Genomic DNA, 25,828 nt, shown 5'->3' with positions numbered 1-25,828 from the left:
TATGAAAAAAATAATAATACCAGTTGTTTTTCTTTTTTCATTTGTTGGTTTTTCACAAACTAGCAAAGATTTAAACAAAAACTATACAAAGCGTGTTTTAGAAAATGCTGAAGTTGACTTAATTTCAAGTTTTTATTCACAAGATGGTGATAATGCAGCTGTTACTGGTGGTATTGGAACTGAAAAATTAACTGATATAGCAACAAATATTACAGTTTCAATTCCTTTAAATGCAAATGACGTTTTAACTATTGATGGAACTATTTCAGCATACACATCAGCTTCGTCTAGTAATGTAAATCCGTTTGATGGAGGTGGAAACACTTCAAATCGTTTTGATTATGATGATGATGACAAAGGAACTATTTCAGCCAAAAGTGCTGCATCAACAAATGTAAATACTAATAATTTAGGAAATAGTATTTCTAATAGTTCAGGTGGAAGTCCTTGGGTTGAGTCTTCCGGAGCTTCAAAATCAGATGTTTGGGCAAGTGGAGATATTGGTTATAGCCATTACTCAGCTGATAGAAATAGTATTGTTGGGGTGCACTTAAATTTTGCAAATGAATTTGATTATACGTCATTTGGATTTGGTGGAAGCTTTACAAAGCTTTTTAATGAAAAAAATACAGAAATAGATTTAAAAGGAAATGTATATTTTGATAGTTGGCAACCTGTTTATCCAACAGAAATTAAGGCATATAAAGAGGCAAACAGTAACCTTAATGCAGGTTTTTTTACCGGGGTAGATATTCTAAATAAAAACGGAACAATTATAAACAAAAATGGACCAACAGTTTGGAGTCCATTTAATACAAATTTAATTGACAATAAATCAAGAAATACGTATTCAGTTTCATTGAGTTTTTTTCAAATTTTAAGTAAAAAAGCTCAAGTTTCTCTCTTTTTAGATTTGGTAAAACAAGATGGTTGGTTAGCAAATCCTATGCAACGGGTTTATTTTGGAGATAAAGCTAATTATTTTATTGGAAATGCTTCAAGTATTCCAAATTATACTTCAAAAAGTAATACAGATGTATTTCAATTAGCAGATGATATTGAGCGTTTACCTACAACTAGATTTAAAATTCCTGTAGGTGCACGTTTTAACTATTATATAAATGAGGCTGTTTCTTTGAGAACTTATTATAGGTATTATTATGATGATTGGGGAATTACAGCACACACAGCAAATATTGAATTACCAATAAAAATTTCAGACACTTTTACTTTATATCCAACGTATAGATATTACACACAAACAGCTGCAGATTATTTTGCACCTTATGAAGAAAATTTATCAACCAGTGATTATTATACTTCAGATTATGATTTGTCTGAATTTAATTCTAATCAATTTGGCTTTGGAATCTCATATACCGATATTTTTACGTCTCGAAGAATTTGGAAACTAGGCTTAAAAAGTATTGATTTAAAGTACAGTAATTACAAAAGAAATACAGGGTTAACAGCTGGAATAGTTAATGTAGGATTTAAATTTGTAATGGATTAAGAACCGTTTAAAGTTTTTCTTTTAAGTTTGTAGAAACTTAAAATTTATTTTATGAATTTATGTAATCATAAAACATTTGAAACGGTTTATAAAAAGTATTCAGATGGTTTGTACAATTATTTGTATTACACATTTGGAAATCAAATTGAAGCGGAAGATGTTACTCAAAATGTGTTTTTAAAACTTTGGGAACGCTGTAAAACGGTTTCTTTGGAAAACATAAAAAGTTACCTATATACTTTAGGTAGAAATGAATGCTTAAACATAAAAAAGCATGAAAAGGTGAAAATTGTTTTTCAGAAGCAAAAAATATCAGATGTAAATATAGAATCGCCTGAGTTTAATTTGGAAAAAAATGAGTTTGAACAAAAATTGGAACTAGTCATTTCAAATTTAAAAGATGGAGAAAGACAAGTTTTTTTAATGAATAGGATTGATAAAAAAAAGTATCGAGAAATTGCTGAGGAACTTAATTTATCAGTAAAAACAATTGAAAAAAGGATGCATAATGCGTTGGTTTATTTGAGAACTAATGTTAAAGAATTTAATAGATAAACCCCAAAGCTAAAAAATATAATCATGAAAGATCAAAAGTATTTGGCAGATTGGATGGAAGGTAAAATTACCGATGAAGAATTAGAAAAAATTGTAGGGAAAGAAGCTTTTTTATCCTATTCTAAAATTATAAAAACTTTAGATAATTGGAGCGTTCCAAAAAGAAAGAATACTACTTGGGAACAATTACTTAGTAAAATGGTATTTGTAAAAAAAGAGAAAAAAGTTTCATTATATTCTTGGGTTGGTATAGCGGCATCAATTTTAATTGTTTTTGGACTAGGTATTTATCAAATCAATAATGTAAAATTTACTACTGAAATAGCGGCTTTTAAAACGATAGATTTGCAAGATGGCTCAAAAATTTATTTAGAACCAAATTCATCAATACAATATAATAAGCTTACGTATCGTTTTTTTAGAAAGTTAAAAGCTGAAGGTGCCATGGTATTTAAAGTTTCAAAGGGTTCGCCTTTTAATGTTGAAACAAAAAATGGAACTATTGCTGTTTTAGGAACTACTTTTAAAGTTTTAGATCGCTTAAACTTTTTTAAAGTAGCTTGTTTTGAAGGTAAAGTAAAAGTTGGCATTAAAAAGAATGAATTTATAATTACAGCTTCTCAAGAAGTGGATAATTTACAAAATGAAATAAAACCTGTTAAATATAAATGGAATGAAGAAATTCAGACGAAATATGCCACATATCAGCACACGCCACTAGAAGTTGTAATAGCTGATTTGGAAGCAATTTATGATATTGAAATTTCTTTTTCGGAATTAAATAAAAAAATGTATTTTTCAGGAAGGTATTCAAAAGAGAATTTAGAGGAAGCATTGTTGACTGTTTTTACTCCATTTCATTTAAAAGCTGAAAAAATTCAGAAAAATAAATATCAAATTGAATTTGTTAATGAATATTAAATATTACTTTATTGTTCTTTTCTTAATAAATGTCAATATTTTATATAGTCAAACTGAAATAAGTCTGAAACAAACGCTTAAAAATGCTGAAAATAAATATAAAGTTTTTTTTTCATACAATGATGAGGAACTTACTCATTTAGCTGTTTATAACAAAGAATTACCTGATATATTAGACACTTTTTTAGCTGATTTAAAAGAAGCATATCAAATTTCATCTATTAAAACTGGCAAAAATATTTATGCACTTAGTTTAGCAATTCAAGATTTTGATACCAAATTTAGTGGCGTAATTATTGATAAAAATACGAACTTACCTATTGAAGGTGCCTTGGTATTTGTTAATGATTTAAATTCAATTACAGATGCAAACGGAAAATTTGAGTTTATAAAAAGAACTGTTCCAAAAAATATTCAGATAAGCCATATTGCCTATGGAAAGTATAATGTTACAATTTCTGGAACTAAAAATTATGTTGAAATTAAGATTTCAGCTAAAGAAACTGAATTGGACCTGGTTGAAATTTCATATTTAGCTAAAGGAATTTCAAAAAATAGTGAAGGTGCATTTGTTTTAAATCCAAAAAATCAAGGAGTTTTAGGAGGATTGATTAATGCTGATGTTTTTCAAAGTATACAGTTTTTACCTGGAGTTACCAATTCTCAAGAAAATGCAACGGATTTATTTGTACATGGAAGTACACCAGACCAAAATTTAATTTTGTGGAATGGTATTCGATTATATCAAACAGGGCATTTATTAGGAGGTATTTCATCGGTAAACCCAAACTCTGTAAATAAAGTAAACTTTTTTAGCAACGGAGTAAGTGCCAAATATGGCAATCATACAGGTGGTTTAATTGAGATTTCAACCTTAATGATAGACAGTATTAATTCAAATGCATCTTTAGGGATTAATTTATTAGATGTAGATTTTTCTTCAAATTTAAAAATAGGAAGTAAAATAACTACAGATTTTTCATTTAGACGGTCTTTTACAGATGTTTTACAGTTACAACCTTTTAATAATTTAATGAATCAAACCTTTAAAAACTCTAGTATTACAACATCTAAAACATTGAAAAAAGATGTTTATTATTATGATTTTAGTGGAGGTGTTAATTATAAATTAAATAAAAATAATACGCTTCGAATACACGGTTTAATGATGTTAGATAAATTTAATTACAGTTTTGAAGAGGATGAGTATTTATTAAATGAAAACTTATATGCCAGTAGTAAAAGTGGCGGGATAGTTTGGAATAATGAAACCAAAAAAAATAACACTCAAATTACTGCTAATTATACAGAATATGAGATGGATTATTTTCAGCGACTCAGTGAGTATGAAGATGATGATTATGAAGAGGAGCAATTACAAACTAGAAATAATAAAATAAAAGAGATTAATTTTAATATTAATCGCGAAAATATTTTAACTGAAGTTGCAAAAATTCAACTTGGTTATCAATGGAATGAGAAAAAAATAGTATTTGATTATTTATCCAGACAAGAAGATGATTATTCAATAACAGATTCTCAAAAGAGTATTATTGGAACACATTCTTTATTTAGTAATTTTACAGCACAGAAACCTGAAAATTATTTTATTCGTTTTGGTGTTCGGTTAAATTATTATGACCAATTAAATTCATTTCAATTTGAACCAAGAATTTATACTAAAAAAACAATTGCTAATCATTTTAATGTAAATGCTTCTTTTGAAATAAAAACACAAGCATCTCTTCAAACGTATGAAACCGTAAGTGATACATTTGAAAACGGCAATCAATTATGGGTAGGGGTAGATGGAGAGCAATTTCCATTATTAAATGTTCATCAGTTTAATGGAGGAGTATCTTTTAATAATAAAAGTTTTTTAATAGATATTGAATATTTTAAAAAAGGGATAGAGTCAATTACTACTTTTAATTATGGGTTCTTAGATCCAAATGATCAAGATTTTCATGAAGGTGAAAGCGAAATTGAAGGTTTTGATTTTTTTTTAAGAAATAAAACAGGTGTTTTTACAAGTTGGTTAAGTTATACATATACCGATGCAGTTAATATTTTTAAAGAATTAAATAATTCAAAGTCGTTTCCTGGAAATCAGAGTATAAAGCACCAATTAATTGCTTCAACCTCTGTAGATATAGCTAATTTAAATATTGCTTTGGCTTGGAAATGGCATACTGGAAAACCTTATTCTTACCCTTCTAAAGTAACTGAATTGTCTGCTACAACATATAGATTTTCATATGATAGGTTAAATACTTTTACATTACCAAATTATAAAAGGATGGATATTTCTTTAGGATATGAGTTTAAAAACTTTAAAAGCAAAGTAATTCCAGAAATTGAATTATCCTTTGTAAATATTTTAAAAGCAAAAAATATACTTCACAGATTTTTCACTTATAATTTTGCAAGTAAAGAAATTGTACCTATTGATAGGTACTCTATACAACCAACTTTTAATTTAAGTTTTAGATTAAAATATTAAATATGGTTTTTGGTTGTAATTTCTTAAAATCTAAATCTTGAGCAATAATTTTATAATTCACGGTAAAGTTCTCCTTCTAATTTACATACCAATAAAAGTGTTAACTATTGGAGATTAAAATTTATAATTGATAAATTTTATATTATTTTAGAGGAATGAAACGATTAAAAGTTACATTCCTCTTTTTTTGTGTTTTTAATATAGCACATGCCTCAAATTTTAGCTTTGGAGATGAATTTTTAAAATTTAAATTAAAAATTGAATCAGACTCTTTAGATTATCATATTAAAAATATGAAAGAAAACAGTTTACCTTTAAGTGTTTCTTTGAAATATGCGAATAAGGCCATGGAATTGGCAAAAAAGAAAGAGTTAACATCAAAACAAAAAGAAATTCTGGCATACAAAACATACCTTTTTGGAAATTTAAGAAACTATGATAGTGCGATTTATATTTCAAAAAGATATTTAAAATTGTTGAAAAAAGATAATATAAAAGGTATAGGAAATCAATATTCCAGAATGGGATATTATTATCGAGCTAATTCTCAAATTGATAGTGCTTATTATTGCTATAATTATTCCAATGAAATGTTTTTAATAGTAGAAGATAGTGCTAGGATAGGAGAGAATTTAACTCACATGGCAATTATACAATCAAATTTAGGTGATTATACAGGAAGTGATGAAACAGGTATAAAAGCAATAAACTATTTGGATAAAACAAATGTATTATACTTATCTTCTTTATACAATTGTTTAGCTATAAATTCAAAAAATCAAAAGGATTTTAATGAAGCAATTTATTGGAATGATAAAGCTTTAAAAATTGCTACAAACAGAATCGATTCTATAGGTATTTTAAATAATAAAGCAATTGCTTTACGTAGTTTGGAAAAATACGATGAAAGTATAGCATTATTTACTGAATTATTAAAGGACTCTCTTATCGAAAAAAAACCAAGAAAAAAAGCTAGAATTATAGACAATAAAGCTTATGCGCAATGGCTAAATAATAAAAATTTAAGTGTACTTTCTGATTATATGTTAGCGAAAGAGATTAGGCAGAAGGATAAAGACAGTATGGGACTTATTACTAGTTATGCTCACCTATCTGATTTTTATAAAATAAGGAATGATAAAATAGCTGTAGACTATGCTTTAAAAATGTATAATCTGGCAAGTCATAAAAAAAGCCCTAGAGACCAGTTGGAAGCACTGCAAAAACTTATAAGCCTTGATAATTCTTCAAGGATAAAAAAATATTATGCTTCATATATTAGCATAAGTGACAGTTTAGTTGAGGCTGAAAGACAAGTAGAGAATAAATTCGCCAAATTAAAATATGATAGTGAAAAAAACCGTGGAGAAAATTTGAGATTAAAAATTGTTAATTCAAAAAAAGAGCTCGAATTAGAAAAAGAAAAAGCGAGAAATATTATTGGAGCTGCATCAAGTGGTGCAATCCTTTTAGGCTTTATAGGTTTTGGATATTACCGCAGACAAAAACATCAACAAGAAAAAAAAGAAGAAGTTTATAAGACTGAAACTCGAATTGCCAAAAAAATTCATGACGAAGTGGCTAATAATGTTGTTAATATTATGAATAAGGTTCAGTATACCAGTGAAACAAAAGAAGTACTTTTAGATGATTTGGAAAAAGTGTATTTGCTTACAAGAGATATTTCACATCAAAACAGCACAATTGAAACAGGGGAAAGTTTTGAGAAGTCTTTAAAAGCATTACTTGCAAGTTTTAATACAAATACTACAACAATTATTGTTAAAGATATTAATAATGTTGAATTGAAATTATTAACGAAAGACAAACAAATTGAAATATACAGAGTATTGCAAGAATTAATGGTGAATATGCAAAAGCATAGTAGTGCCAGACTAGTTGCAATTTCCTTTAAAAAAGACAGTAATCAACATTTTATAAATTATTCTGATAATGGAATTGGATTTGCTTTAAAAGAGTTAAAATTTAAAAATGGCCTTAAGAATATGGAAAGCCGTATAAAATCAATAAATGGTATTATTACTTTTGAAACATCTTTAAATAAAGGATTTAAAGCATTTATTAGTTTTAAAAAATAAGAGCTATGTTTAAAAAAGTATTGATAGCTGAAGATATGGACTTTATTAACAGTGGAATAAAGGTAGAACTCAGTAAATTAGATATAGAACAAATTGACTATGTTCAATATTGTGATGAAGCTCTTTTAAAATTAAAGAGCGCAAGTTTAAATAATGTTCCTTATGACTTATTAATTAGTGACTTATCATTTAATGAGGATTATTTAGAACAAAAAATAACTTCCGGTGATGAACTAATAAAAATTGTTAGGAAGGAATTCCCTTCATTAAAAATTGCTGTGTTTTCGGTTGAAGATAAAAAATATAGGGTTCAAACATTATTCAATGAGCATAAAATTAATGCCTATGTTTGGAAAAGCAGGGAAGGTTTAAGAGAACTTAAAAAAGCAGTACAACAACTAAATAATTCAGAAAGTATTTACATTTCTCCACATGTTGCTGGATCAATGTCTAAAAGTAACTCAATTGAAATAGTTGAATATGATATTTTCTTGATAGAATGTCTATCTAAAGGATATTTGCAAGAAGAAATAAGTACTATTTTAAAAGAAAAAATGTGGTCTCCTACAAGCGTAAGTTCTATAGAAAAAAGATTAAAAATTTTAAGAGAGCAATTTAATGCCAATAATCCTACACATTTAGTCTCTATTGCAAAAGATTTAGGACTAATTTAAGATTCTATTTAATAAAATACTTTATGGAAATCCGTAATTTTTTTTTATAAATTCTTAGTAGTTTTGAAAGTGTTAAACTTAAATTTTAGTTAAACAAATAGCGTATTAATTTGGGGTTACATTAGGAAAGTTGCTATACTTTAAAAGATTAAAACAAAACTAGGTTTAATAAAATGTAGTTTTTTAACCTCAACTTTATTAAAAAAACCTTACAGTTCTATGTAAGGTTTTTTTTTATAAAGTTGAATTTTTAGTAATATACAGAATTGAACTAAAGAAGTTTGGATTATGATTTGTTAAAATTACTAATCATGTAAAACTTCACAACTACATCCTGGTAATGTATAGCTGTTTGTTGATTCGTGCCATGGAAAAGCAGTATTGTATTTATTATTTTCCCAATAAAATTTAGTTCTTGATTTAATTCTGTTTCCAATTTCATTCATTGTTTCTGTATCATACAATCTTCCATTTACCATGGTATATCGAACAGTTTTTGAATTTTCAATAGCATCTAGTGGATTTTCATCTAAAATAATTAAATCAGCTAATTTCCCAGCTTTTAAAGATCCAATATCAGCTCCCATTCCTAAATATTCGGCACCATTAATAGTTGCAGAATGGAGCGCTTCCATTGTACTCATACCTCCTTGTGCTAGCATTGCTAATTCCCAATGTGCTCCTAAACCTTGAAGTTGGCCATGTGCACCTAAATTTACTTTTACACCTAAATCAGCTAATTGTTTACAGGTTTTTGAAGTTAGAATATGTCCGTTTTCATACTCTTCTAAAGGAACCATTGTTCTATACCTGGAGCGGGCATCAACAATATTTCTTGGAGTATATTTTAAAAGTTTTTCATTTTCCCAAATATTATTTTTTTGGTACCAGTAATATTCACCGTTAACACCTCCATAATTTACAATTAATGTTGGAGTATATCCTGTTTTGCTATTGCTCCAAAGTTCCAATACATCTTTATAAACTGGTGCAACAGGTATGTTATGCTCTATGCCTGTATGGCCATCCATAATCATTGTCATATTATGATAAAAAGTAGATCCACCTTCCGGAACTACAAAAATACCTTCTTCACGAGCAGCTTGCAGTATTTGTTGACGCTGTTCTCTTCTAGGCTGGTTATAACTTTTAACGGAAAGTGCACCAAATGCTTTTGTTCTTCTAATTGCAGAACGAGCATCTTCTATATTATTCACTTTAGCTTTAAAATCGCCATCGGCACCATATAAAATAAAACCGGTAGAGTAGAGTCTTGGCCCTACCATTTCTCCTGCTTTAATTAATTCAGCCAGCGTAAAAATAGCTTCAGTATTTGCTGATGGATCATGTGAAGTAGTTACACCAAAAGCTAAATTTGCATAAAATTGCCAATGTTTTTGAGCTGTTAAACCATTTCTAAAACCACCAACATGTGCATGAACATCAACAATTCCAGGCATTATGGTTTTACCGGTTACATCAATTACCTTAGCATTTGACGGGATGTTTATCTCGTCACTTTTTCCAACGGATTCTATTTTATTTTCATTAATAACAATGGTTCCGTTTTCAATAACTTCATCTCCTTCCATTGTAATAATTCGTGCACCGGTAAATGCAATTTTACCGGAAGGTTTATCAGATTTTTGTACCAAATTTACTTTGATGCCTTTTGTTGTCATTGGAGAAATACTATCCGGTGAGTTCTTTAAAAATGTAAAGCGATCTGCAATGTTATTTGTAAAATATTCTTCACCTAATGTCCAATGAATTTTTTTACTGTCGGAAGACCAATGAATATTTACACCGGCATCTTTTGCAAGTTGAGAAACAGGAACAGATTTGGTTGCATCATCTAAATCAAAGGTTTTGCCAATTTTTGGCATTGGTGCAATATAAACCTTGTGTAAATGACTAAAAGTAATCCAATTATTATCTGGACTAGGCACTAATCGGTTTGCATATTTAGATTTTACTAAAGTTCTTTCATCTTGTCCGTTTAAATCAACGCTTTTTAATTCTTTTACTAAATTCCCAAAAAAGGTACCACCGGTTTGAAATAAAATTCGTGTTCCTTCTTTATTAAATTCAGGGAATTGCCCGTTTTTAGTAATCCATTTTTTATTGGTTCCATTGGCATTCATAGTGTAAATACCAGTTTTTTTGGTAAAAGTTCTTCCTTGATCACTGTTTCCACCTTCTTTAAAATAGGTAATTTTATTACCATCAGAACTGTAAGAAGGAGTTCGATAGATTCCTTTTTCAGAAGTTAATTTTAAACTTTTTCCATCTTTCAACGAAAGCTGATAAATTGCACCTAAATTTTCATCATTCCAGGTTACGTATATAATTTTTGTACCGTCTGGAGAATAACTAGGTTCAGCTTCTGAGTCAGTTCCATTTGTTACCCTTTTTGGTGTGCCATTTGGTAATTTTTTAGTCCAAAGATGCCCTAAAGCATTAAACAATATGGTTTTTCCATCAGGAGAAGTTACAACGTTTCTAATTACTTTTGAAGTAAATTCATCTGAAAAAACAGGTGTGTCAAAATGAATTGATTCGGCAATTTTAATGGTTGCTTCCGCGTTAAAAGGGATATTATTGATACTTAAATTATTGATGTCAATTTTATTGATTTTTCCGCCAGACCAAAAAACAATTTCAGTATTATTTGGCATCCAGCTAAAACCAGGATATACACCAAAAATAGCCCAGGCTTCCTGTTGATCTTTATTTAATTGATCATAAATTGGCCATTCCTCACCAGTTTCTAAATCGTGAATAAATAATACAGTTTTTGTTCTTACACGCCTTACAAAAGCCATTTTTTTGCCATCTCTTGATAGTTGTGGTCTTGCAGCACCGCCAGGACCACCTGTAATTGTTTCGGTTTTACCGGTTTCAAGATCGTACCTTTTAATAACATAAATTTGATTGTTTGGATCTTTATTGTATTGAAAAGAGCCACCGGGATATACATCTTCACTATAATACAAATAAGTTCCATCAGGAGAAGTAACAGGTTCATTTACATCTTGTTGATCATTTTTTCTTTTGGTAATTTGGGTTCCAACACCTCCGGTAATGTGATACATCCAAATTTCTCCAGCACCCAAAGAGCGTCCTGAAGTAAAGTGCTTACGGGTAAAAATATAATTTCCATCAGCAGACCAGGCACCGTTATTTAACAATCGAAATTTTTCTTTAGTAAGTTGTTTTGCATTGGTTCCATCAGCATTCATAACCCAAATATTATCGCCACCACCAGCATCACTTGTAAATAAAATTTTACTACCATCAGGACTAAATCTTGGCTGAACTTCAAAAGCCAACCCTTCTCTTAATAATGTTGCATTTCCACCGCTTACTGGAATTTTGTAAATATCACCAAGTAAATCAAAAACGATTTCTTTACCATCTGGACTTACATCTAAATTCATCCAGGTTCCTTCATTAGTAGTTAATTTTAACTCTTTGAAATTCCAATCGCCTTTAGGATTTGAAACATCCCATTTTAAAGAGTCTTTTTTCTGTGCATTTAAATTAATTGACAGTACAATTATAAAAAGTAAAAGGTGTTTAATTTTTAACATAATAAATTAAAGTTAGTAGTGTAATGCTAATATACTTAATTTTAATAAACGTTTTGAAGTAGGTTAGTTTTTAAGCAGCGAATTTAATTAACTATTTTAAGCTGTAATTACCTATTAAACTTTAATTGCTGTTCTTAAAAATATAATTAAATAGGACTAGATAAATCAGTTGTACAATCAACAGTTTTATAATGATTTTCTTTCCAAATGAAACAATTTTTATTTTTAAAGCTATCCTTAAAGATCTAAACTTTATCCAAGTGAAGCGGCTATAATTGTTGGAATTTCGAAATAAAAGTGAGATTACTTTATATTGATTGTCCTGAAAAAAACAATCTTATTATCAAAAAGTCAAACAATATATTTCAAACCACATTTTCGGTAAATTAGTTAACGTTTTTTACACAAAAAAAGATGTTTTTGGAATAGTACTTGGAACTGTATCTATAGATAATATAAATATTAATGAAAAATAGTAAAAGCAATCGTATGCACTTTCGTAGTTAAAGGTAAGAATTTCATTTAAACTAGACATAAAAAAAACAGTTTAGAAAGCTAAACTGTTCGTTTTGTTGACTTTAAATTTGTAGCGTGATCCAGAATTGAACTGGAGACCTCCGGGTTATGAATCCGACGCTCTAACCAACTGAGCTACCACGCCATTTATTGAGGGTGCAAATATAAAAATAAAAAACTTGTTGTCGCAAATTTATTTAGCTATTTTTTTTAATAATTTAAATTTTTTTAGAATGGATAATTTATATATATTGTGCTTTTAAATAAAAGAGATGTCAACAAAAATAAAATTTGAAATAGAGTTTCCGATACACGCTTCACCTCATATGTTATATCAATATTTTGGAACACCTTCTGGACTTTCAGAATGGTTTGCCGACAATGTGAATTCTAGAGGAGAAGTATTTACTTTTATCTGGGATGGATCAGAAGAAAAAGCAAAGGTTTTACAAGAAAGACCCGAGGAAAAAATAAAATTTAAATGGTTAGATGGCGAAGACGATAAATCGTTCTTTGAATTTAGAATTGAAGTAGATGAAATAACCAAAGATGTATCATTAATTGTTACTGATTTTGCTGAAGAAGATGAAATAGAAGAATCTAAAATGTTTTGGGAAAATCAAATTGATGAATTAAAACATACAATTGGCGCTTAATTAAAAACTTTTTATATTTTAAAACCTTGATCTCATTCAAGGTTTTTTTATGTAGTTTTACTACCTTATTTTTAATTTATGATAAATTTTAACGGTTCACTTGTAAACGATTCTATAGAATTATTTAATGCCAATAATAGGGCGTTTAAATATGGGGATGCGCTTTTTGAAACAATTAAAGTTGAAAATTTCAAGGTTCATTTTTTGGAAGATCATTATTTTAGATTAATGGCTTCAATGAGAATGTTAAGAATGGAAATTCCAATGATTTTTACATTGGAATATTTTGAAAATGAAATTATAAATACTGTTAAATCAAATAATTTAGAAAATGCAAGAGTGCGACTTACTGTTTTTAGAAATAATGGCGGTTTTTATGCACCAGTAAGTAACGAAACTAGCTATTTAATTGAGGCTTCAGATTTAAATTATGGATTAAAAGATATATATATATTAGATGTTTTTAAAGATTATTACGTGTATTCTGGTTTGTTGTCAACTATTAAAACCACTAATAAAATAACGAATGTATTGGCTAGTATTTATGCTGAAGAAAATAATATTGATAATTGCATATTGTTGAATGAAAAAAAATATGTGGTTGAAGCAATTAATGGAAACATTTTTATAATTAAAGATAATATTATTAAAACTCCACCTATAACAGAAGGCTGTATTAAAGGAGTAATGCGGAAAAAAATTATTGAAATGCTTTCAAAAAGCGATAATTATTCAATAGAAGAGATAGCCATTTCTCCTTTTGAACTTCAAAAAGCAGATGAAGTATTTATTACAAATTCAATTATTGGAATTCAGCCAGTCACAAAATATAAAAAAAGTATTTTTAAAACTTCAATTGGACGAGAATTATCTCTAAAAATAAAAGACTTAGTTTAATGCAGGGTTTTTAGGTGCATTTGCCCAAATTTGATATTCACCTCCAAAAGCCATTAATTGGTTTTTCCAAATATCATCGCTTTTAATGTTTAACATATTTGGATATTTGTTTTTAACAATAACCCAAGTAGATTCTTTTAATTCTTCATTCAATTGGTTGATAGACCAACCTGAATACCCTAGAAAAAAACGAATATCTGTAGCATTTATAGCTTTATTATGTAAAAGTTTTGTAAGTATATCAAAATCACCTCCCCAATAAAATTCATCATCAATTTGAATACTGTCTGGAATTAATTCTGGAATTTTATGAATAAAGTATAAGTTTTCTTGTTCAACGGGCCCACCATTATAAACAACAAAATCACATTCAATTTCTGGGATTAAATCATTTAAAACAAATTCAGTAGGCTTATTTAAAATAAATCCAATACAACCTTCTTTATTATGTTCAGTTAAGTAAATTACAGATCTATTGAACTCTTTATCATTAAGAATAGAGGGTTCAGCAATTAATAATTTACCTTTAGTTGGATTTTTGTCTATCATATAAAAACGAACAATGTTTTTTTAAATATAGTAAAATTTAATTATAAAAAAAACTCTTCAAAAAAATTGAAGAGTTTAAATGCGTAATAAGAAATTTCTTATGTATTAGTTTACTGCATCACTAAATCCAGCACCTGCTTTAAATTTAACTACATTTTTAGCTGCAATTTTAATAGTAGCTCCTGTTTGAGGATTTCTACCAGTTCTTGCTGCTCTTTTAGAAATTGACCAAGTTCCCCATCCTACTAATGCAACTTTACCACCTTTTTTAAGAGTTTTTGTTACATTGTCTGTTAATGATTCTAACGCTGCTTTAGCTGCTGCTTTTGAAATGCCAGCATCTGCTGCCATTGCATCAATTAAATCTGATTTGTTCATAATTTAAATTTTAAATTAATTGGTTAAACATTTTTTGCTTACAATAAGCTTAACAAAGTTAGATGGAATAAGGGTTTATGCAAGTTTTTGACTAAAAAAGTGAGTTTTTTGTTAATAAATGATTATAAATGTTAATAACCTAGCTTTTTTTTTGTGAAAATGCCTTATAAGCCCTTTAAAATAGGGCTTATTTCATTATTGAATTTGGATAAAACGTATATCCGTTTAATAAACTTTTGCTATCCATTTTCTTTTTACCTGCCAATTGTAAACTTTCAATTATTACAAAACCGTTAGAAACGGCAACTTTAATTTCATTTTTTGATGTAATAATTGAACCTGATTTTAAGTTGTGATTTTTAAATTCAGGTTTTACATCAAATATTTTTACTTTTATTGGTTCTCCATTGTTAATTAAGGTTGTCCAAGCTGCAGGATATGGATTTAAGCCTCTTATTAAATTATAAATATTATTTAGAGAGTCGTTCCAATTTATTTTACAAGTTTTTGTAAATATTTTTGGCGCTGGTTTTTCTTCAGTTTCGGGTTGTTTTTTTGTTTTAACGTCACCTTTTTCAATCATTTTTACAGTTTCTACAACTAAATTACTTCCAATATTCATTAGTTTATTATAGAGTTCACCTAAAATTTCATCTTTTCCTATCTTAACTTCTTCTTGTAAAATAATATTTCCTGTATCAATTTTTTCATCAATAAAAAATGTTGAAACACCAGTTTTTGTTTCACCATTTATTATAGCCCAGTTTATTGGAGCTGCTCCTTTGTAATTTGGGAGTAAAGATGCGTGTAAATTAAAGGTGCCATATTTTGGTAGTTGCCAAACAATTTTTGGTAACATTCTAAATGCTACAACAATTTGTAAATTGGCATTTAAGTTTTCAAGTTCTTTAATAAAATCTTCGTCTTTTAAATTTGTTGGTTGTAAAATGTTTAATTTATGTTCTAAAGCATATTTTTTAACTGCAGACTCATTTAATTTTCTACCTCTACCAGCAGGTTTATCGGGAGCTGTAATTACACCAACTACATTAAATTTTGCTTTTATAAGTGCATCTAAAGTGGCAACAGCAAATTCTGGTGTTCCCATAAATACAATTCTTAAATCTCTCATTAAAGTTTTAATTTAAATTTATTTTGCGAAGTTATGGCAATTTTATTTTTTTCTAAGAGTATTTTAAGAGAATTTAAAAGTTGTTTTTCGTTGTATTTTAATAATACAGAAAGTTCTTGTGAAGACAAACTCTGTTCAGATAGCAATGCAAGAATTTGATTTAAAATTTGAAATGTAATTTCAGTATTTTTGTTCTTTGAAATACATACATCACATTTACCACAATTTTCAGTTATATATTCATTAAAATAGGAGAGTAGTTGAATGTTTCTACAGGCTGTTTTATTTCTGATAAATGAAATAGTGGCCATTAATTTTTCATATTTTAAATGATGTTGTTTCTCAATATTTTTTGAAATTCTGTTAATCGTGTAAGCATCCTCTCTAATTACTAAAAATGAAAGTTTAGAATTTGAATTTTCATAAGTATAATTTACAATTCCAGTTTCATTTAAATTTTTTAAAATTGAAATCACTTCACTTTTTTTTATGCCTAATTTTATTGATAAATTATGCTCATCAATTATTGTGAAGTGTTCAAAAATTCCACCATAACTTCTTAATATTAATTTAATTAAGTTGTTTTTTGAAGGATTGTTTTCTAAATAATTAAAAAGGTGTTTATTACTAACTATAAATTTTAAAACTGATTTTTTAGTATAGTTTTCATCTAGTAAAATAATATTTTCTCGCTCTAATATTTTAATTGAATTATAGGTTTTTAAAATGTTTAATTTATATGTTGCGCAAAATTCTTGTAATGAAAAATTGAATAATTCAAGCGGCTGTTCTCCAAGTGAAATTTTATAAAATTGATTTAAATTTGAATAAACTTTTTTTATAAATTTTAATGAAGGTGTTGTTGTTTTAAATCGTTCTTCCGTGTTATAAATAGTTGCTTCATTAGTTAAAATTATTGAAAAAGACTCTTTACCATCTCTTCCTGCTCTTCCTGCTTCTTGAATATAATTTTCTAAACTATTTGGAATATTTAAATGTATAACTGCCCTTACGTTAGATTTGTCAATTCCCATTCCAAATGCATTTGTTGCAACCATAATAGGCGTTTGGTCAGTTATCCAACTTGCATAAGCTGTATTTTTTTCTTTAAATGATAGTCCTCCATGATAAAAGGTACTTTTAAAATTGTTTTTGTTTATGTAGTTGTTTACTTCTTTTGTTTGTTTTCTGTTATTTGTATAAATAATTACAGATTCGTTTATTTTTTGAAGTATTTGCAATAGTTTTCCATAAAAATTTTCGGTATAAATAACTTGGTATGTTAAATTATCTCTTTGAAATGATTTTTTGAATAGCGTAGCATTTTCAATTTCTAAATTTTTGCTGATATCTAAAATTACCCTTTCAGTTGCTGTTGCAGTTAAAGCTATTATAGTTGCATTGGGTTGTAATTCTTTTAAAATAGGTAGTTTTAAATAAGATGGCCTAAAATCGTGTCCCCATTCTGAAATACAATGCGCTTCATCAATTGCTATAAGGGAAACTTTTAATTGTTTAATTTTATCTTGAATAAATTTTGATTGCAGTTTTTCAGGGGATAAGTATAAAAATTTAAATCCGCCAAACTGTAAATTATCAAAGGCAATTATAATTTCTTCTTGTGAAAGTTGTGAAGTTAAGGCAATTGCCTTAATATTTTTTTCTAATAAACTATTTACCTGATCTTTAATTAAAGCTATTAATGGAGAAATAACAACACAAACTCCTTCTAAAAGGAGAGCTGGAACTTGATAACAAATAGATTTTCCACCTCCTGTTGGTAATAAAACCACACAATCTTTACGGTTAATAACTGTATTAATTATTTCTTCTTGAGGCGCTCTAAATTGATTGTAATTCCAATATGTTTTTAATATATCAATAGGTGTATTCATTATTTAATACACTTCAAAATAAAATCAGCTCTTTCTTCTACTGTTCCGGTTGGAACTTCAATAATTGGGTAATTTAAGTTTTTATATGTACGTTCTAAATGGTTGTGAATTGCTAAAGCCTGCTCAAAATTTTCATAACGTTCGTTATCTGAAATATAAATTTCTTCCCATGGTGGCATTAAAAAAATGTAATTGTATCGGTATAAATTACTCTTGTTTACATACGTTTTTGGGTAATCGATACTTATATAATTCATATACGCATGCACATCAGGAATTCCTCTATCGAAAAAAACAACATCAGTATTTTTTTTCTCTGCTTCAATATACTGGTTAATTCTGCCTTCAAGCAATAACTCACTAAATAGTAATGGTTTTTTTAAAAATAATTGTTCAATTCCATCAGCGCGAGCATTTAATATAACTTCTCTTGAAATTTCGGACATACATAAAAAATTACGATTATTAAGTTCTTCAATTACCGTAGATTTTCCAGTTCCTGGTCCGCCAGTTATTACAATTTTATTTTGCATATTACAAAAATAAGTTATTCAATAAATTATACTAAAATATTAATGTAATTTTGTCAGTAAAATATTAACATTTTAGCTTGGTATTATATTTGCAATTTATATTTTTAAAAAAAAGTAGATGGATAATAGAACACAATTTTATAAAAAATTAAAGAAAAAATTAAAACAGGATACTAGTTTTCCAACAAAATACCTTTTTAAATTTATTGTACCTTCTGATACTTCTAAAATTGATCAGGTTGAAAATTTATTTAATTATGAAGGTGCAGTAATTAATAAAAAAACTTCAAAAACAGGAAAATACACCAGCGTTTCAATTCATATTGTTATGAAAAAAGCTGATGATATTATTTTAAAATATCAGCTAGCAGAAAAAATAGAAGGTATAATTTCTTTGTGATTGCTTTAACATTCAAATTAAAAAATATAAAATAAATTGCAGCGTTTTTTGTTAATCTTATATGTTTTAATTTAAAAACAAAAATTACAGTTTTATGAAGTTAAATAATGTATTAATTATTTTTTGTTTTGTTAGTATTTATAGTTTTTCTCAAACTAAACAGTCAACATTATTTAGAATAAATGATGCTTCTTATGATACTCAGGAATTTATTTATAATTATGAAAAAAATAGAAACATTATTCCTGATTCAGCAAATAGTTTAGAAGATTATTTAAAGTTATTTATAAACTATAAACTAAAGGTAAAAGAAGCAAAAGATTTAAAACTAGATACTTTTCAAAAATATATTAATGAATTAAAAGATTATAAAAACAGACTGATTCAGCCTTATTTAAAAGATAAAGAAGTAACTGACAAATTGGTTAAAGAAGCTTATGAAAGGCTTTTAAAAGAAGTTAACGCAAGCCATATGCTTGTTTTTATAAAGCCCAACGCAACTCCAAATGACACTTTACTAGCCTATAATAAATTGTTAGAAGCTCGTGAAAAAGTGCTGCAGGGAAAATCATTTTCTGAAGTAGCTAAACAATATTCTGAGGATCCATCTGTTGAGCAAAATGGAGGTAATTTAGGTTTTTTTACTGCTTTGCAAATGGTTTATCCTTTTGAAAATGCTGTATATTCAACTCCTGTTAATACTATTTCTAAACCATTTAAAACAAAATTTGGATATCATATTGTGCAAGTGCATGATAAAAGAGATGCAAGAGGAGAATTGGAAGTTGCACATATTATGTTAAAAAGCGAATCTAATAAAGCAAAAAAGAGAATAGATTCAATTTATAATTTAGTGATAAATGAAAATGAAAGTTTTGAAGCAATTGCAACTAGAGTTTCAGAAGATAATGCAAGTGCTGTTAATGGTGGAAAATTAAATAAATTTAGTTACGGTCAAATGGTTGAAGATTTTTCTAATGTTGCGTTTAAACTGCAAACAGTAGGAGAAATTTCAACACCTTTTCAAACTAAATATGGTTGGCATATTATAAAATTGTTGAATAAATATCCAATTGAAAGTTTTGAAAAAGTCAAGGATAATCTAACTCAAAAGATTAAAAGAGATAACCGTTCAAATTTAATAGGGCAATCAGTTGTTGATAAATTATTTGATGAATACGAAATAAGGGTTCATGAAAATGCACTAAATCAATTTAAAACTGATGATTGGAGAAATGATTCAAAAATATTTAACAGCAACATACTTACAATAGAGAATAAAAATATAAATCAGAATAGTTTTGTGTCTTTTTTAAAGAAAGCTAAATATAATACAGTAAATGAGGCCTTTAATAGTTTTAAAGAACAAGAAGTTTTAAACTATTATAAAGAAAATATTGAGTTTACCAATAAAGAGTTTGCGGCAACTTATAATGAATTTAAAGAAGGGTTATTACTTTTTGATTTGTTGGAAAAGAAAGTATGGGAAAAATCTAAAGATAGTTTAGGGCTTTCAAATTATTTTAATGCTGTTAAAGATAAAAAATATAAAGGAGCTATTTTAGAAGATATTAAAGGAGTAGTAATTAGCGATTACCAAAATTATTTAGAAAAATTATGGATTGATTCTTTGCACAAAAAGTATCAGGTTAAAATAAATAATAAGGTAAAAAAGAAATTATTAAAATTAAATAAAGTTTAAATTGAAGAAATTATATATTTATATAATTGGGATTTTAGTATTGCATTCCTGCAATTATTTCACTATTAAAAATGAAAATCGTGAAGCTGTAGCACGTGTAAATAACACGTATTTGTATAAAGATGATTTAAAAAAAATATTTAATAATGAAATTAATACAAACGATAGTATTTTATTAGCCAACAATTATATAAATAATTGGATTAAACAACAGCTTCTTTTATCTAAAGCACAATTAAATTTAGAAAACAAAGCGGAAGATTTTGAAAATTTGGTTAAAAAATACCGTGAAGATTTATTTATTAATTCCTATAAAGAGGCGGTAGTTAAACAATATTTAGACACCGTTGTTACAAATGAGGATATTGATGATTTTTATTCAAAAAACAATCAAAATTTTAAACTAAATGAAGAATTGTTGAAGTTGAAATATATCAAGATTGGAAAAGACGTTTATAATAAAAATGAATTGTTAAAGCTATTTAAATCAACTAAAAAAAAGGATTTGGATAGTTTACACGCAAACGAGTTAGCGTTAAATTCTCACCATTTAAACGATTCAGTTTGGGTAAAATATAGTGACTTAGTTTCTAAAGTTACAGTTTTAAAAAATGTTGATAAAAACGAAATATTAAAAAAAGGAAATTTTATTCAAAAAGAAGATTCATTAAGCTTATATTTGGTGACCATAAAAGAGGTGTTAAAACGAAACGATATAGCCCCAAAAAGCTACATAACACCAACTATAAAGCAAATGATTTTACACCAACGTAAATTATTATTATTAAGAAAAATTGAAGAAACTTTAATTGATGATGCAAGAAAAAAACAACAAATTGAAACATACTAACATGATGAAAAACAGTATATTAATAGCTTTCCTTTTTATTTTTATTGGAATAAATGCTCAAGAACGAATAAAAGTGGATGGTGTTGCCGTTGTAGTAGGTAAAAATATTGTATTAGATTCTGATATTGATAAGTTTAAAAAAGAATTACAGCAACGTATTGAGGGTAAAATAGATATTACAGATTGTGAAATTCTTGAAGAAATTATGACTCAAAAATTATTAGCTCATCACGCTGTTATTGATAGTATTGAGGTTTCTGAAGCCGAAGTTAATTCTGAAGTAGAACGTAATATAGCTTATTTTGGTCAGCAACTAGGATCAATAGATGCAGTTGTAGAATATTATGGTTTTTCAGATGAAGAAGATCTTAGAAAAGAATTGTACACCATACAAAATGAACAACTTTTAATTCAACGTGAACGCGCAAGTATTACTGAAAAAATTGATGTAACTCCAGAAGAAGTTAGAACTTATTTTAAAAATCTGGAAAAAGAAAATAGTTTACCTGAATTTAGTGCAGAAATTGAATTGGCTCAAATTGTAAAAACCCTAAAACCTACTGAAGAAGAAACCAACCGTGTATTTGAAAAACTAAATAGCATTAAAAAAGATATTGAAGAAGGATATAGTTTTAGACTTAAAGCATTAATAAACTCTGATGATCCAGCTGTTTCAGGAAATGGTGCAGGTGCAGGAGGTAAATATACTATTACAAGAGAATCTAATTTTATTAAGGAATTTAAAGAAGTGGCTTTTAGTTTAGATGAAGGGGAAATTTCTGAACCATTTGAATCTGGTTTTGGTTTTCATATTATCCAAGTTGAAAAAGTAAAAGGTCAAGAGAGAGATGTGCGTCATATATTAATTCAACCTAAAATTACCCAGGAAGAATTAGATGCATCTAAAGCTGAGTTGGCTAAAGTACGTGAACAAGTTATAAATGGTGAAATTACTTTTGAAGATGCAGTCCTTAAATATTCTGATGATATAGAAACCAGAAGCAATAAAGGGTTAATATTAAACCCACAAACAAACGATACGCGTTTTGATTTAACACGTATGGATCCTAATTTATATAGTAAAGTAAGTAGCCTAAAGGCAGGTGAAATAACAGAACCTTTCTTTGATGAAATTAGAGGCGGTGCAAAAATGCATAAAATTATATTGTTGAAAAGCAAAAATGAAACTCATACTGCTAATTTCACGCAAGATTACGAAAAAATTCAACAATTAACATTACAAAAAAAGCAAGAGGAAACCGTTGATAAATGGGCTAAAAACAAAATTGAAGACACTTACATAAAAATTAATAAGGATTTTAAAAAATGTGAGTTTAAAAATAATTGGAAAAAGGAATAATATGTCTGATGTTGATATTTTAAAAGAATTAGTTCTAAAACATAAAGATTTAAAAAAAGAAATTGGAAAGGTAATTATTGGTCAAAATGAAGCTATAGACCACATTTTACTTTCAATTTTAAGTGGTGGACATTCTCTTTTAATAGGAGTTCCAGGATTAGCAAAAACACTAATTGTACACACAATAGCCGAAACTTTAGGATTAAACTTTAAACGTATTCAATTTACACCAGATTTAATGCCATCTGATATTTTAGGAAGTGAAATATTAGATGAAACCAGTCATTTTAAATTCATAAAAGGTCCTATTTTTAGCAATATTATATTAGCTGATGAAATAAATAGAACACCGCCAAAAACACAAGCTGCACTCTTGGAAGCTATGCAAGAGCGTTCTGTAACTGTTGCGGGGCATCATCATATTTTAGCTGAACCATTTTTTGTATTAGCAACTCAAAACCCAATTGAGCAGGAGGGAACTTACCCACTACCAGAAGCACAATTGGATAGGTTTATGTTTTCTATTCAATTGGATTATCCAAGTTTTGATGAAGAAGTTGAAGTTGTTAAAAGCACAACAAATGATGAAAAAACAAAAATAAATTCAATATTAACTTCAGAAGAAATTATTAATTTTCAACATTTGGTTAGAAGAATTCCAGTTGCAAATAATGTAATTGAGTATGCGGTTAAATTAGTTTCTAAAACAAGACCAAATTCAGAATTTTCTCCAGAAATAGTAAATAATTATATTGATTGGGGTGCTGGGCCAAGAGCTTCACAAAATTTAATTTTAGGTGCAAAAGCAAATGCAGCAGTTAATGGTAAATATTCGCCAGATATTGAAGATGTTCAAGCAGTAGCTTATTCAATTCTAAAACACAGAATTGTTAAAAATTATAAAGCTGAGGCTGAAGGAATTTCTGAAAAACAAATAATAAAATCCTTATTCTAATTCTTCTTCTGAATTTTCAAAGAAACTAAACATGTTTCCACCATATTTTTTTTGATAACTTATTTTTTTATGAGTATCTAATTTGGTGTGTTTAGAATGTTCAACAATTAACAATCCATTTTCAGTAAGTAATTCATTTTGAAATACTAAATCAACAATTTTTTCAAATTTTTCTAATTCAAAATCATACGGAGGATCAGCAAAAATTATGTCAAATTTTGATGTTGAATTTTCTAAAAATTTAAAGACATCGCTTTTAATTGTATTAATAGTCGCTTCTAATTCTTTAGAGGTTTCATTTATAAATTTTATACAACCAAAATTGGCATCTACAGAAGTAATATTGGAGGTTCCTCTCGACGCAAATTCATAACTTATATTTCCAGTACCCGAAAACAAGTCCAAAACTGTTAATTCATCAAAATAATATAAGTTATTTATAATGTTAAATAGTGCTTCTTTAGCCATATCTGTGGTTGGCCTAACAGGTAATTTTTTTGGAGCCTGAATACGTTTACTTTTATATTTACCTGAAATAATGCGCATTAAATTTGATTTAGAATAGTAAAGTGTGAGTGTAAAGAAAGACCTTCAATGGATTGATTTGGATTTTCAAAATCGTAGAATTTTATATTTCTAATATATTGGTATAGCATGTTATATAATTCTGATTCTTGTTCAATATCACCTAAAAGAACAAGGTTAAATTCTTCAGGATTTAAGTTTAGTTGTTCTGCTGTAAAAAGAATATAGTAAATAAAATCTTCCTTAGTTTTAAAGGAAAAACAATTAAATAATGCTAATTTTTTGTTTTTTATAATTACTATTTCAAAATTAAAATTAGTAACATTTACAAAGCAAAAATCGTCATCAAAATTTTTATATTTATTTAAAAGTGTTTCAATTAATACTGTAGATGAATGTTTAAAAATAAAAGTTCCATACGTATCAATTAAAAAGTTATTAATATTTACAAATGGAATGTATACATTAATTATTTCTGAATTATTTACTTCATCATAGGTAATGTAATCATTCTCAAGTACTTTAACAGTATTTTGTAAGTAATCGGATAAATTATCCTTATTAAAGAATGGAAGTGGTACTTGGGTAACTAAATTATTAAAATGTGTAACATTTACTGTTTTATATTTTAATTTTAATAATTCTTCTTGATGATATAATTGTTTTATAAACTCTAAATGTTCAAAAGGAGTTGCTGGAGTTTTTTCAAATTCATAATTAGCAAATACACTTATGGCATTGTGAACTTTGTTATAAATACAAAAAGAAAATCCATCCAAACTAAGTTGGATGGATAAATGGTTTTCTTCTAGATTTTTAAAATCTAGGTTTTTATTCGTTATCTTTTTTATCTCCTTTATCATAAAATGGAGGCCAGTTTCCGTCTTCGCTTACTTCACCTAAAGAACCAATTCGTACATATTCTCCTCTAATTTCTTCACCACCAATTGCTTCTTTTTCTTGTTTTACTAAATTCATGTCCATTCCTTTTAAAATTAAAGCTTTATCAACTTTTACTTCAAAAACTGGAGCTTTTAAACCTGCAATTTTTTCAACAAAACCAACTTCAATTTTAAACTTCTGGTCAGTTCCAGGAATTTGCAGCATATTTTTGTAATCCCTGCCTATAAATTGTGCTTTTACATCTTCGTACCCAATTGTATCAACAACTCTTTCTTCAATTTCTTTAGTAATTCCACCACCAACATCAATTGTTTTAGGAACGTTTCTTGTTTGGGTTAATGCAAATTTTGCAGTATCAATAAATTTAATCAAATTTTCACCATTGGCAGTATAAGTACCTGTTACTTTTTTATGAGCTACTTCAGCATCACGTATAATTTTAAGGTTGTTTATAACCTTTGCATATCGTGCTTTTTTAGCCTTGTTAAATTTTATAGGTTTTCTAATTTCAAAATTAATTTTGTAAATTAATAAAGCTGCGAGTGCAATTAAAACTATTGAAACTATCCAATGCAATTTTCTTGGAATATAATTTACAATAGCATACGCTAAAAGAGCTGTAACTAAAATACCAGCTGCGATAATCAAAAAGGTCATAATTTTTATTTTTGTTTTGTGAATGTACGCAAATCTACAAATTTTTTTTAATGCGGAAAACT

The 25,828-nt window shown here is 27.6% G+C and carries 22 protein-coding genes and 1 tRNA gene; 13 read left to right on the top strand and 10 right to left on the bottom strand.

The window, feature by feature from the left end; genetic code table 11:
- Nucleotide 1 precedes the first annotated feature (1 nt).
- The 6 genes from BX611_RS07130 to BX611_RS07105 all read left to right on the top strand — a co-directional run bounded on the left by BX611_RS07130 (nucleotide 2) and on the right by BX611_RS07105 (nucleotide 8,265).
- Nucleotides 2-1,513, top strand: a complete 1,512-nt coding sequence (locus tag BX611_RS07130; RefSeq protein WP_115879626.1) for a DUF3570 domain-containing protein — start codon at nucleotides 2-4, stop codon at nucleotides 1,511-1,513.
- Nucleotides 1,514-1,564: 51 nt separating this feature from the next.
- Nucleotides 1,565-2,068: an RNA polymerase sigma factor gene (locus BX611_RS07125; RefSeq protein ID WP_115879624.1), complete on the top strand. Its 504-nt coding sequence runs from the start codon at nucleotides 1,565-1,567 to the stop codon at nucleotides 2,066-2,068.
- Between the two features lie 24 nt (nucleotides 2,069-2,092).
- Nucleotides 2,093-2,989: a FecR family protein gene (locus BX611_RS07120; protein WP_115879622.1), complete on the top strand. Its 897-nt coding sequence runs from the start codon at nucleotides 2,093-2,095 to the stop codon at nucleotides 2,987-2,989.
- Nucleotides 2,979-5,492, top strand: a complete 2,514-nt coding sequence (locus tag BX611_RS07115) for a TonB-dependent receptor (protein WP_115879620.1) — start codon at nucleotides 2,979-2,981, stop codon at nucleotides 5,490-5,492. The genes BX611_RS07120 and BX611_RS07115 overlap by 11 nt, the downstream gene beginning before the upstream one ends.
- A gap of 155 nt (nucleotides 5,493-5,647) precedes the next feature.
- Complete coding sequence (locus BX611_RS07110) at nucleotides 5,648-7,591, top strand: tetratricopeptide repeat-containing sensor histidine kinase (protein WP_115879618.1); 1,944 nt, start codon at nucleotides 5,648-5,650, stop codon at nucleotides 7,589-7,591.
- Nucleotides 7,592-7,596: 5 nt separating this feature from the next.
- Nucleotides 7,597-8,265, top strand: coding sequence for a helix-turn-helix domain-containing protein (locus tag BX611_RS07105; protein ID WP_115879616.1), 669 nt, complete (start codon nucleotides 7,597-7,599; stop codon nucleotides 8,263-8,265).
- Nucleotides 8,266-8,570: 305 nt separating this feature from the next.
- Here the strand turns inward: BX611_RS07105 and BX611_RS07100 are convergent, their stop codons facing one another.
- Nucleotides 8,571-11,858 carry an amidohydrolase family protein gene (locus tag BX611_RS07100; protein ID WP_115879614.1) on the bottom strand — a complete coding sequence of 1,096 codons (3,288 nt, stop codon included), beginning with the start codon at nucleotides 11,856-11,858 and terminating at the stop codon, nucleotides 8,571-8,573.
- A 587-nt stretch (nucleotides 11,859-12,445) separates the two neighbouring features.
- Nucleotides 12,446-12,519, bottom strand: a tRNA-Met gene (locus BX611_RS07095).
- A gap of 127 nt (nucleotides 12,520-12,646) precedes the next feature.
- On the opposite strand from BX611_RS07095, the gene BX611_RS07090 reads away from it, so the two are divergent.
- Both BX611_RS07090 and BX611_RS07085 read left to right on the top strand, forming a co-directional pair.
- Nucleotides 12,647-13,030, top strand: a complete 384-nt coding sequence (locus BX611_RS07090; RefSeq protein WP_115879612.1) for an START-like domain-containing protein — start codon at nucleotides 12,647-12,649, stop codon at nucleotides 13,028-13,030.
- A 78-nt stretch (nucleotides 13,031-13,108) separates the two neighbouring features.
- A complete protein-coding gene (locus BX611_RS07085; RefSeq protein WP_115879610.1) occupies nucleotides 13,109-13,927 on the top strand; it encodes an aminotransferase class IV in 819 nt (272 codons plus the stop codon).
- Here BX611_RS07085 and BX611_RS07080 read toward each other — a convergent pair.
- From BX611_RS07080 to BX611_RS07060, 5 genes are all read right to left on the bottom strand, one after another.
- Nucleotides 13,919-14,476, bottom strand: a complete 558-nt coding sequence (locus BX611_RS07080; protein ID WP_115879608.1) for a YqgE/AlgH family protein — start codon at nucleotides 14,474-14,476, stop codon at nucleotides 13,919-13,921. The two genes, BX611_RS07085 and BX611_RS07080, sit on opposite strands and share 9 nt — an antisense overlap.
- 105 nt (nucleotides 14,477-14,581) lie before the next feature.
- Nucleotides 14,582-14,854 (bottom strand): HU family DNA-binding protein, encoded by a 273-nt coding sequence (locus BX611_RS07075; RefSeq protein WP_115879606.1) that lies wholly within the window; start codon nucleotides 14,852-14,854, stop codon nucleotides 14,582-14,584.
- A gap of 187 nt (nucleotides 14,855-15,041) precedes the next feature.
- Nucleotides 15,042-15,986, bottom strand: coding sequence for a methionyl-tRNA formyltransferase (fmt, locus tag BX611_RS07070; protein WP_181897237.1), 945 nt, complete (start codon nucleotides 15,984-15,986; stop codon nucleotides 15,042-15,044).
- Nucleotides 15,986-17,881 (bottom strand): RecQ family ATP-dependent DNA helicase, encoded by a 1,896-nt coding sequence (locus tag BX611_RS07065; protein WP_240324922.1) that lies wholly within the window; start codon nucleotides 17,879-17,881, stop codon nucleotides 15,986-15,988. The genes fmt and BX611_RS07065 overlap by 1 nt, the downstream gene beginning before the upstream one ends.
- Nucleotides 17,881-18,414 (bottom strand): AAA family ATPase, encoded by a 534-nt coding sequence (locus BX611_RS07060; RefSeq protein WP_115879601.1) that lies wholly within the window; start codon nucleotides 18,412-18,414, stop codon nucleotides 17,881-17,883. Before BX611_RS07060 ends, BX611_RS07065 begins: the two co-directional genes overlap by 1 nt.
- 118 nt (nucleotides 18,415-18,532) lie before the next feature.
- On the opposite strand from BX611_RS07060, the gene BX611_RS07055 reads away from it, so the two are divergent.
- From BX611_RS07055 to BX611_RS07035, 5 genes are all read left to right on the top strand, one after another.
- A complete protein-coding gene (locus tag BX611_RS07055; protein ID WP_115879599.1) occupies nucleotides 18,533-18,814 on the top strand; it encodes a DUF493 family protein in 282 nt (93 codons plus the stop codon).
- Nucleotides 18,815-18,908: 94 nt separating this feature from the next.
- The gene (locus tag BX611_RS07050) at nucleotides 18,909-20,516 is read left to right on the top strand and encodes a peptidylprolyl isomerase (RefSeq protein WP_115879597.1); all 1,608 of its coding nucleotides are present in this window, start codon (nucleotides 18,909-18,911) and stop codon (nucleotides 20,514-20,516) included.
- A gap of 1 nt (nucleotide 20,517) precedes the next feature.
- A complete protein-coding gene (locus BX611_RS07045; protein WP_115879595.1) occupies nucleotides 20,518-21,366 on the top strand; it encodes a peptidyl-prolyl cis-trans isomerase in 849 nt (282 codons plus the stop codon).
- 1 nt (nucleotide 21,367) lies between these two features.
- Complete coding sequence (locus BX611_RS07040) at nucleotides 21,368-22,726, top strand: peptidylprolyl isomerase (RefSeq protein ID WP_240324921.1); 1,359 nt, start codon at nucleotides 21,368-21,370, stop codon at nucleotides 22,724-22,726.
- Between the two features lies 1 nt (nucleotide 22,727).
- Nucleotides 22,728-23,681, top strand: coding sequence for an AAA family ATPase (locus BX611_RS07035; RefSeq protein ID WP_115880465.1), 954 nt, complete (start codon nucleotides 22,728-22,730; stop codon nucleotides 23,679-23,681).
- Here BX611_RS07035 and rsmD read toward each other — a convergent pair.
- Genes rsmD through BX611_RS07020 form a run of 3 tightly spaced genes read right to left on the bottom strand, consistent with a single transcriptional unit; the run spans nucleotide 23,673 to nucleotide 25,766 of the window.
- Nucleotides 23,673-24,227 carry a 16S rRNA (guanine(966)-N(2))-methyltransferase RsmD gene (rsmD, locus tag BX611_RS07030; RefSeq protein ID WP_115879593.1) on the bottom strand — a complete coding sequence of 185 codons (555 nt, stop codon included), beginning with the start codon at nucleotides 24,225-24,227 and terminating at the stop codon, nucleotides 23,673-23,675. The genes BX611_RS07035 and rsmD overlap by 9 nt on opposite strands.
- A complete protein-coding gene (locus tag BX611_RS07025; protein WP_115879591.1) occupies nucleotides 24,227-25,069 on the bottom strand; it encodes a DUF3822 family protein in 843 nt (280 codons plus the stop codon). The genes rsmD and BX611_RS07025 overlap by 1 nt, the downstream gene beginning before the upstream one ends.
- Nucleotides 25,038-25,766 (bottom strand): hypothetical protein, encoded by a 729-nt coding sequence (locus tag BX611_RS07020; protein WP_115879589.1) that lies wholly within the window; start codon nucleotides 25,764-25,766, stop codon nucleotides 25,038-25,040. The genes BX611_RS07025 and BX611_RS07020 overlap by 32 nt, the downstream gene beginning before the upstream one ends.
- Nucleotides 25,767-25,828: the final 62 nt, after the last annotated feature.

The sequence above is a fragment of the Lutibacter oceani genome, from assembly GCF_003384935.1.
GTDB lineage: Bacteria > Bacteroidota > Bacteroidia > Flavobacteriales > Flavobacteriaceae > Lutibacter > Lutibacter oceani.
The sequence above is the reverse complement of the archived record's forward strand: the minus strand, read 5'-3'. Positions and strand labels throughout refer to the sequence as shown.

What these genes read in the sequence shown, in the direction of transcription:
- BX611_RS07060 (WP_115879601.1), bottom strand. Translation starts at nt 18,414, where the DNA reads ATGCAAAATAAAATTGTAATAACTGGCGGACCAGGAACTGGAAAATCT.
- BX611_RS07025 (WP_115879591.1), bottom strand. Translation starts at nt 25,069, where the DNA reads ATGATAAAGGAGATAAAAAAGATAACGAATAAAAACCTAGATTTTAAA.
- BX611_RS07055 (WP_115879599.1), top strand. Translation starts at nt 18,533, where the DNA reads ATGGATAATAGAACACAATTTTATAAAAAATTAAAGAAAAAATTAAAA.
- BX611_RS07120 (WP_115879622.1), top strand. Translation starts at nt 2,093, where the DNA reads ATGAAAGATCAAAAGTATTTGGCAGATTGGATGGAAGGTAAAATTACC.
- BX611_RS07085 (WP_115879610.1), top strand. Translation starts at nt 13,109, where the DNA reads ATGATAAATTTTAACGGTTCACTTGTAAACGATTCTATAGAATTATTT.
- BX611_RS07105 (WP_115879616.1), top strand. Translation starts at nt 7,597, where the DNA reads ATGTTTAAAAAAGTATTGATAGCTGAAGATATGGACTTTATTAACAGT.
- fmt (WP_181897237.1), bottom strand. Translation starts at nt 15,986, where the DNA reads ATGAGAGATTTAAGAATTGTATTTATGGGAACACCAGAATTTGCTGTT.
- rsmD (WP_115879593.1), bottom strand. Translation starts at nt 24,227, where the DNA reads ATGCGCATTATTTCAGGTAAATATAAAAGTAAACGTATTCAGGCTCCA.
- BX611_RS07130 (WP_115879626.1), top strand. Translation starts at nt 2, where the DNA reads ATGAAAAAAATAATAATACCAGTTGTTTTTCTTTTTTCATTTGTTGGT.
- BX611_RS07110 (WP_115879618.1), top strand. Translation starts at nt 5,648, where the DNA reads ATGAAACGATTAAAAGTTACATTCCTCTTTTTTTGTGTTTTTAATATA.
- BX611_RS07075 (WP_115879606.1), bottom strand. Translation starts at nt 14,854, where the DNA reads ATGAACAAATCAGATTTAATTGATGCAATGGCAGCAGATGCTGGCATT.
- BX611_RS07050 (WP_115879597.1), top strand. Translation starts at nt 18,909, where the DNA reads ATGAAGTTAAATAATGTATTAATTATTTTTTGTTTTGTTAGTATTTAT.
- BX611_RS07020 (WP_115879589.1), bottom strand. Translation starts at nt 25,766, where the DNA reads ATGACCTTTTTGATTATCGCAGCTGGTATTTTAGTTACAGCTCTTTTA.
- BX611_RS07115 (WP_115879620.1), top strand. Translation starts at nt 2,979, where the DNA reads ATGAATATTAAATATTACTTTATTGTTCTTTTCTTAATAAATGTCAAT.
- BX611_RS07100 (WP_115879614.1), bottom strand. Translation starts at nt 11,858, where the DNA reads ATGTTAAAAATTAAACACCTTTTACTTTTTATAATTGTACTGTCAATT.
- BX611_RS07125 (WP_115879624.1), top strand. Translation starts at nt 1,565, where the DNA reads ATGAATTTATGTAATCATAAAACATTTGAAACGGTTTATAAAAAGTAT.
- BX611_RS07040 (WP_240324921.1), top strand. Translation starts at nt 21,368, where the DNA reads ATGATGAAAAACAGTATATTAATAGCTTTCCTTTTTATTTTTATTGGA.
- BX611_RS07080 (WP_115879608.1), bottom strand. Translation starts at nt 14,476, where the DNA reads ATGATAGACAAAAATCCAACTAAAGGTAAATTATTAATTGCTGAACCC.
- BX611_RS07065 (WP_240324922.1), bottom strand. Translation starts at nt 17,881, where the DNA reads ATGAATACACCTATTGATATATTAAAAACATATTGGAATTACAATCAA.
- BX611_RS07035 (WP_115880465.1), top strand. Translation starts at nt 22,728, where the DNA reads ATGTCTGATGTTGATATTTTAAAAGAATTAGTTCTAAAACATAAAGAT.
- BX611_RS07090 (WP_115879612.1), top strand. Translation starts at nt 12,647, where the DNA reads ATGTCAACAAAAATAAAATTTGAAATAGAGTTTCCGATACACGCTTCA.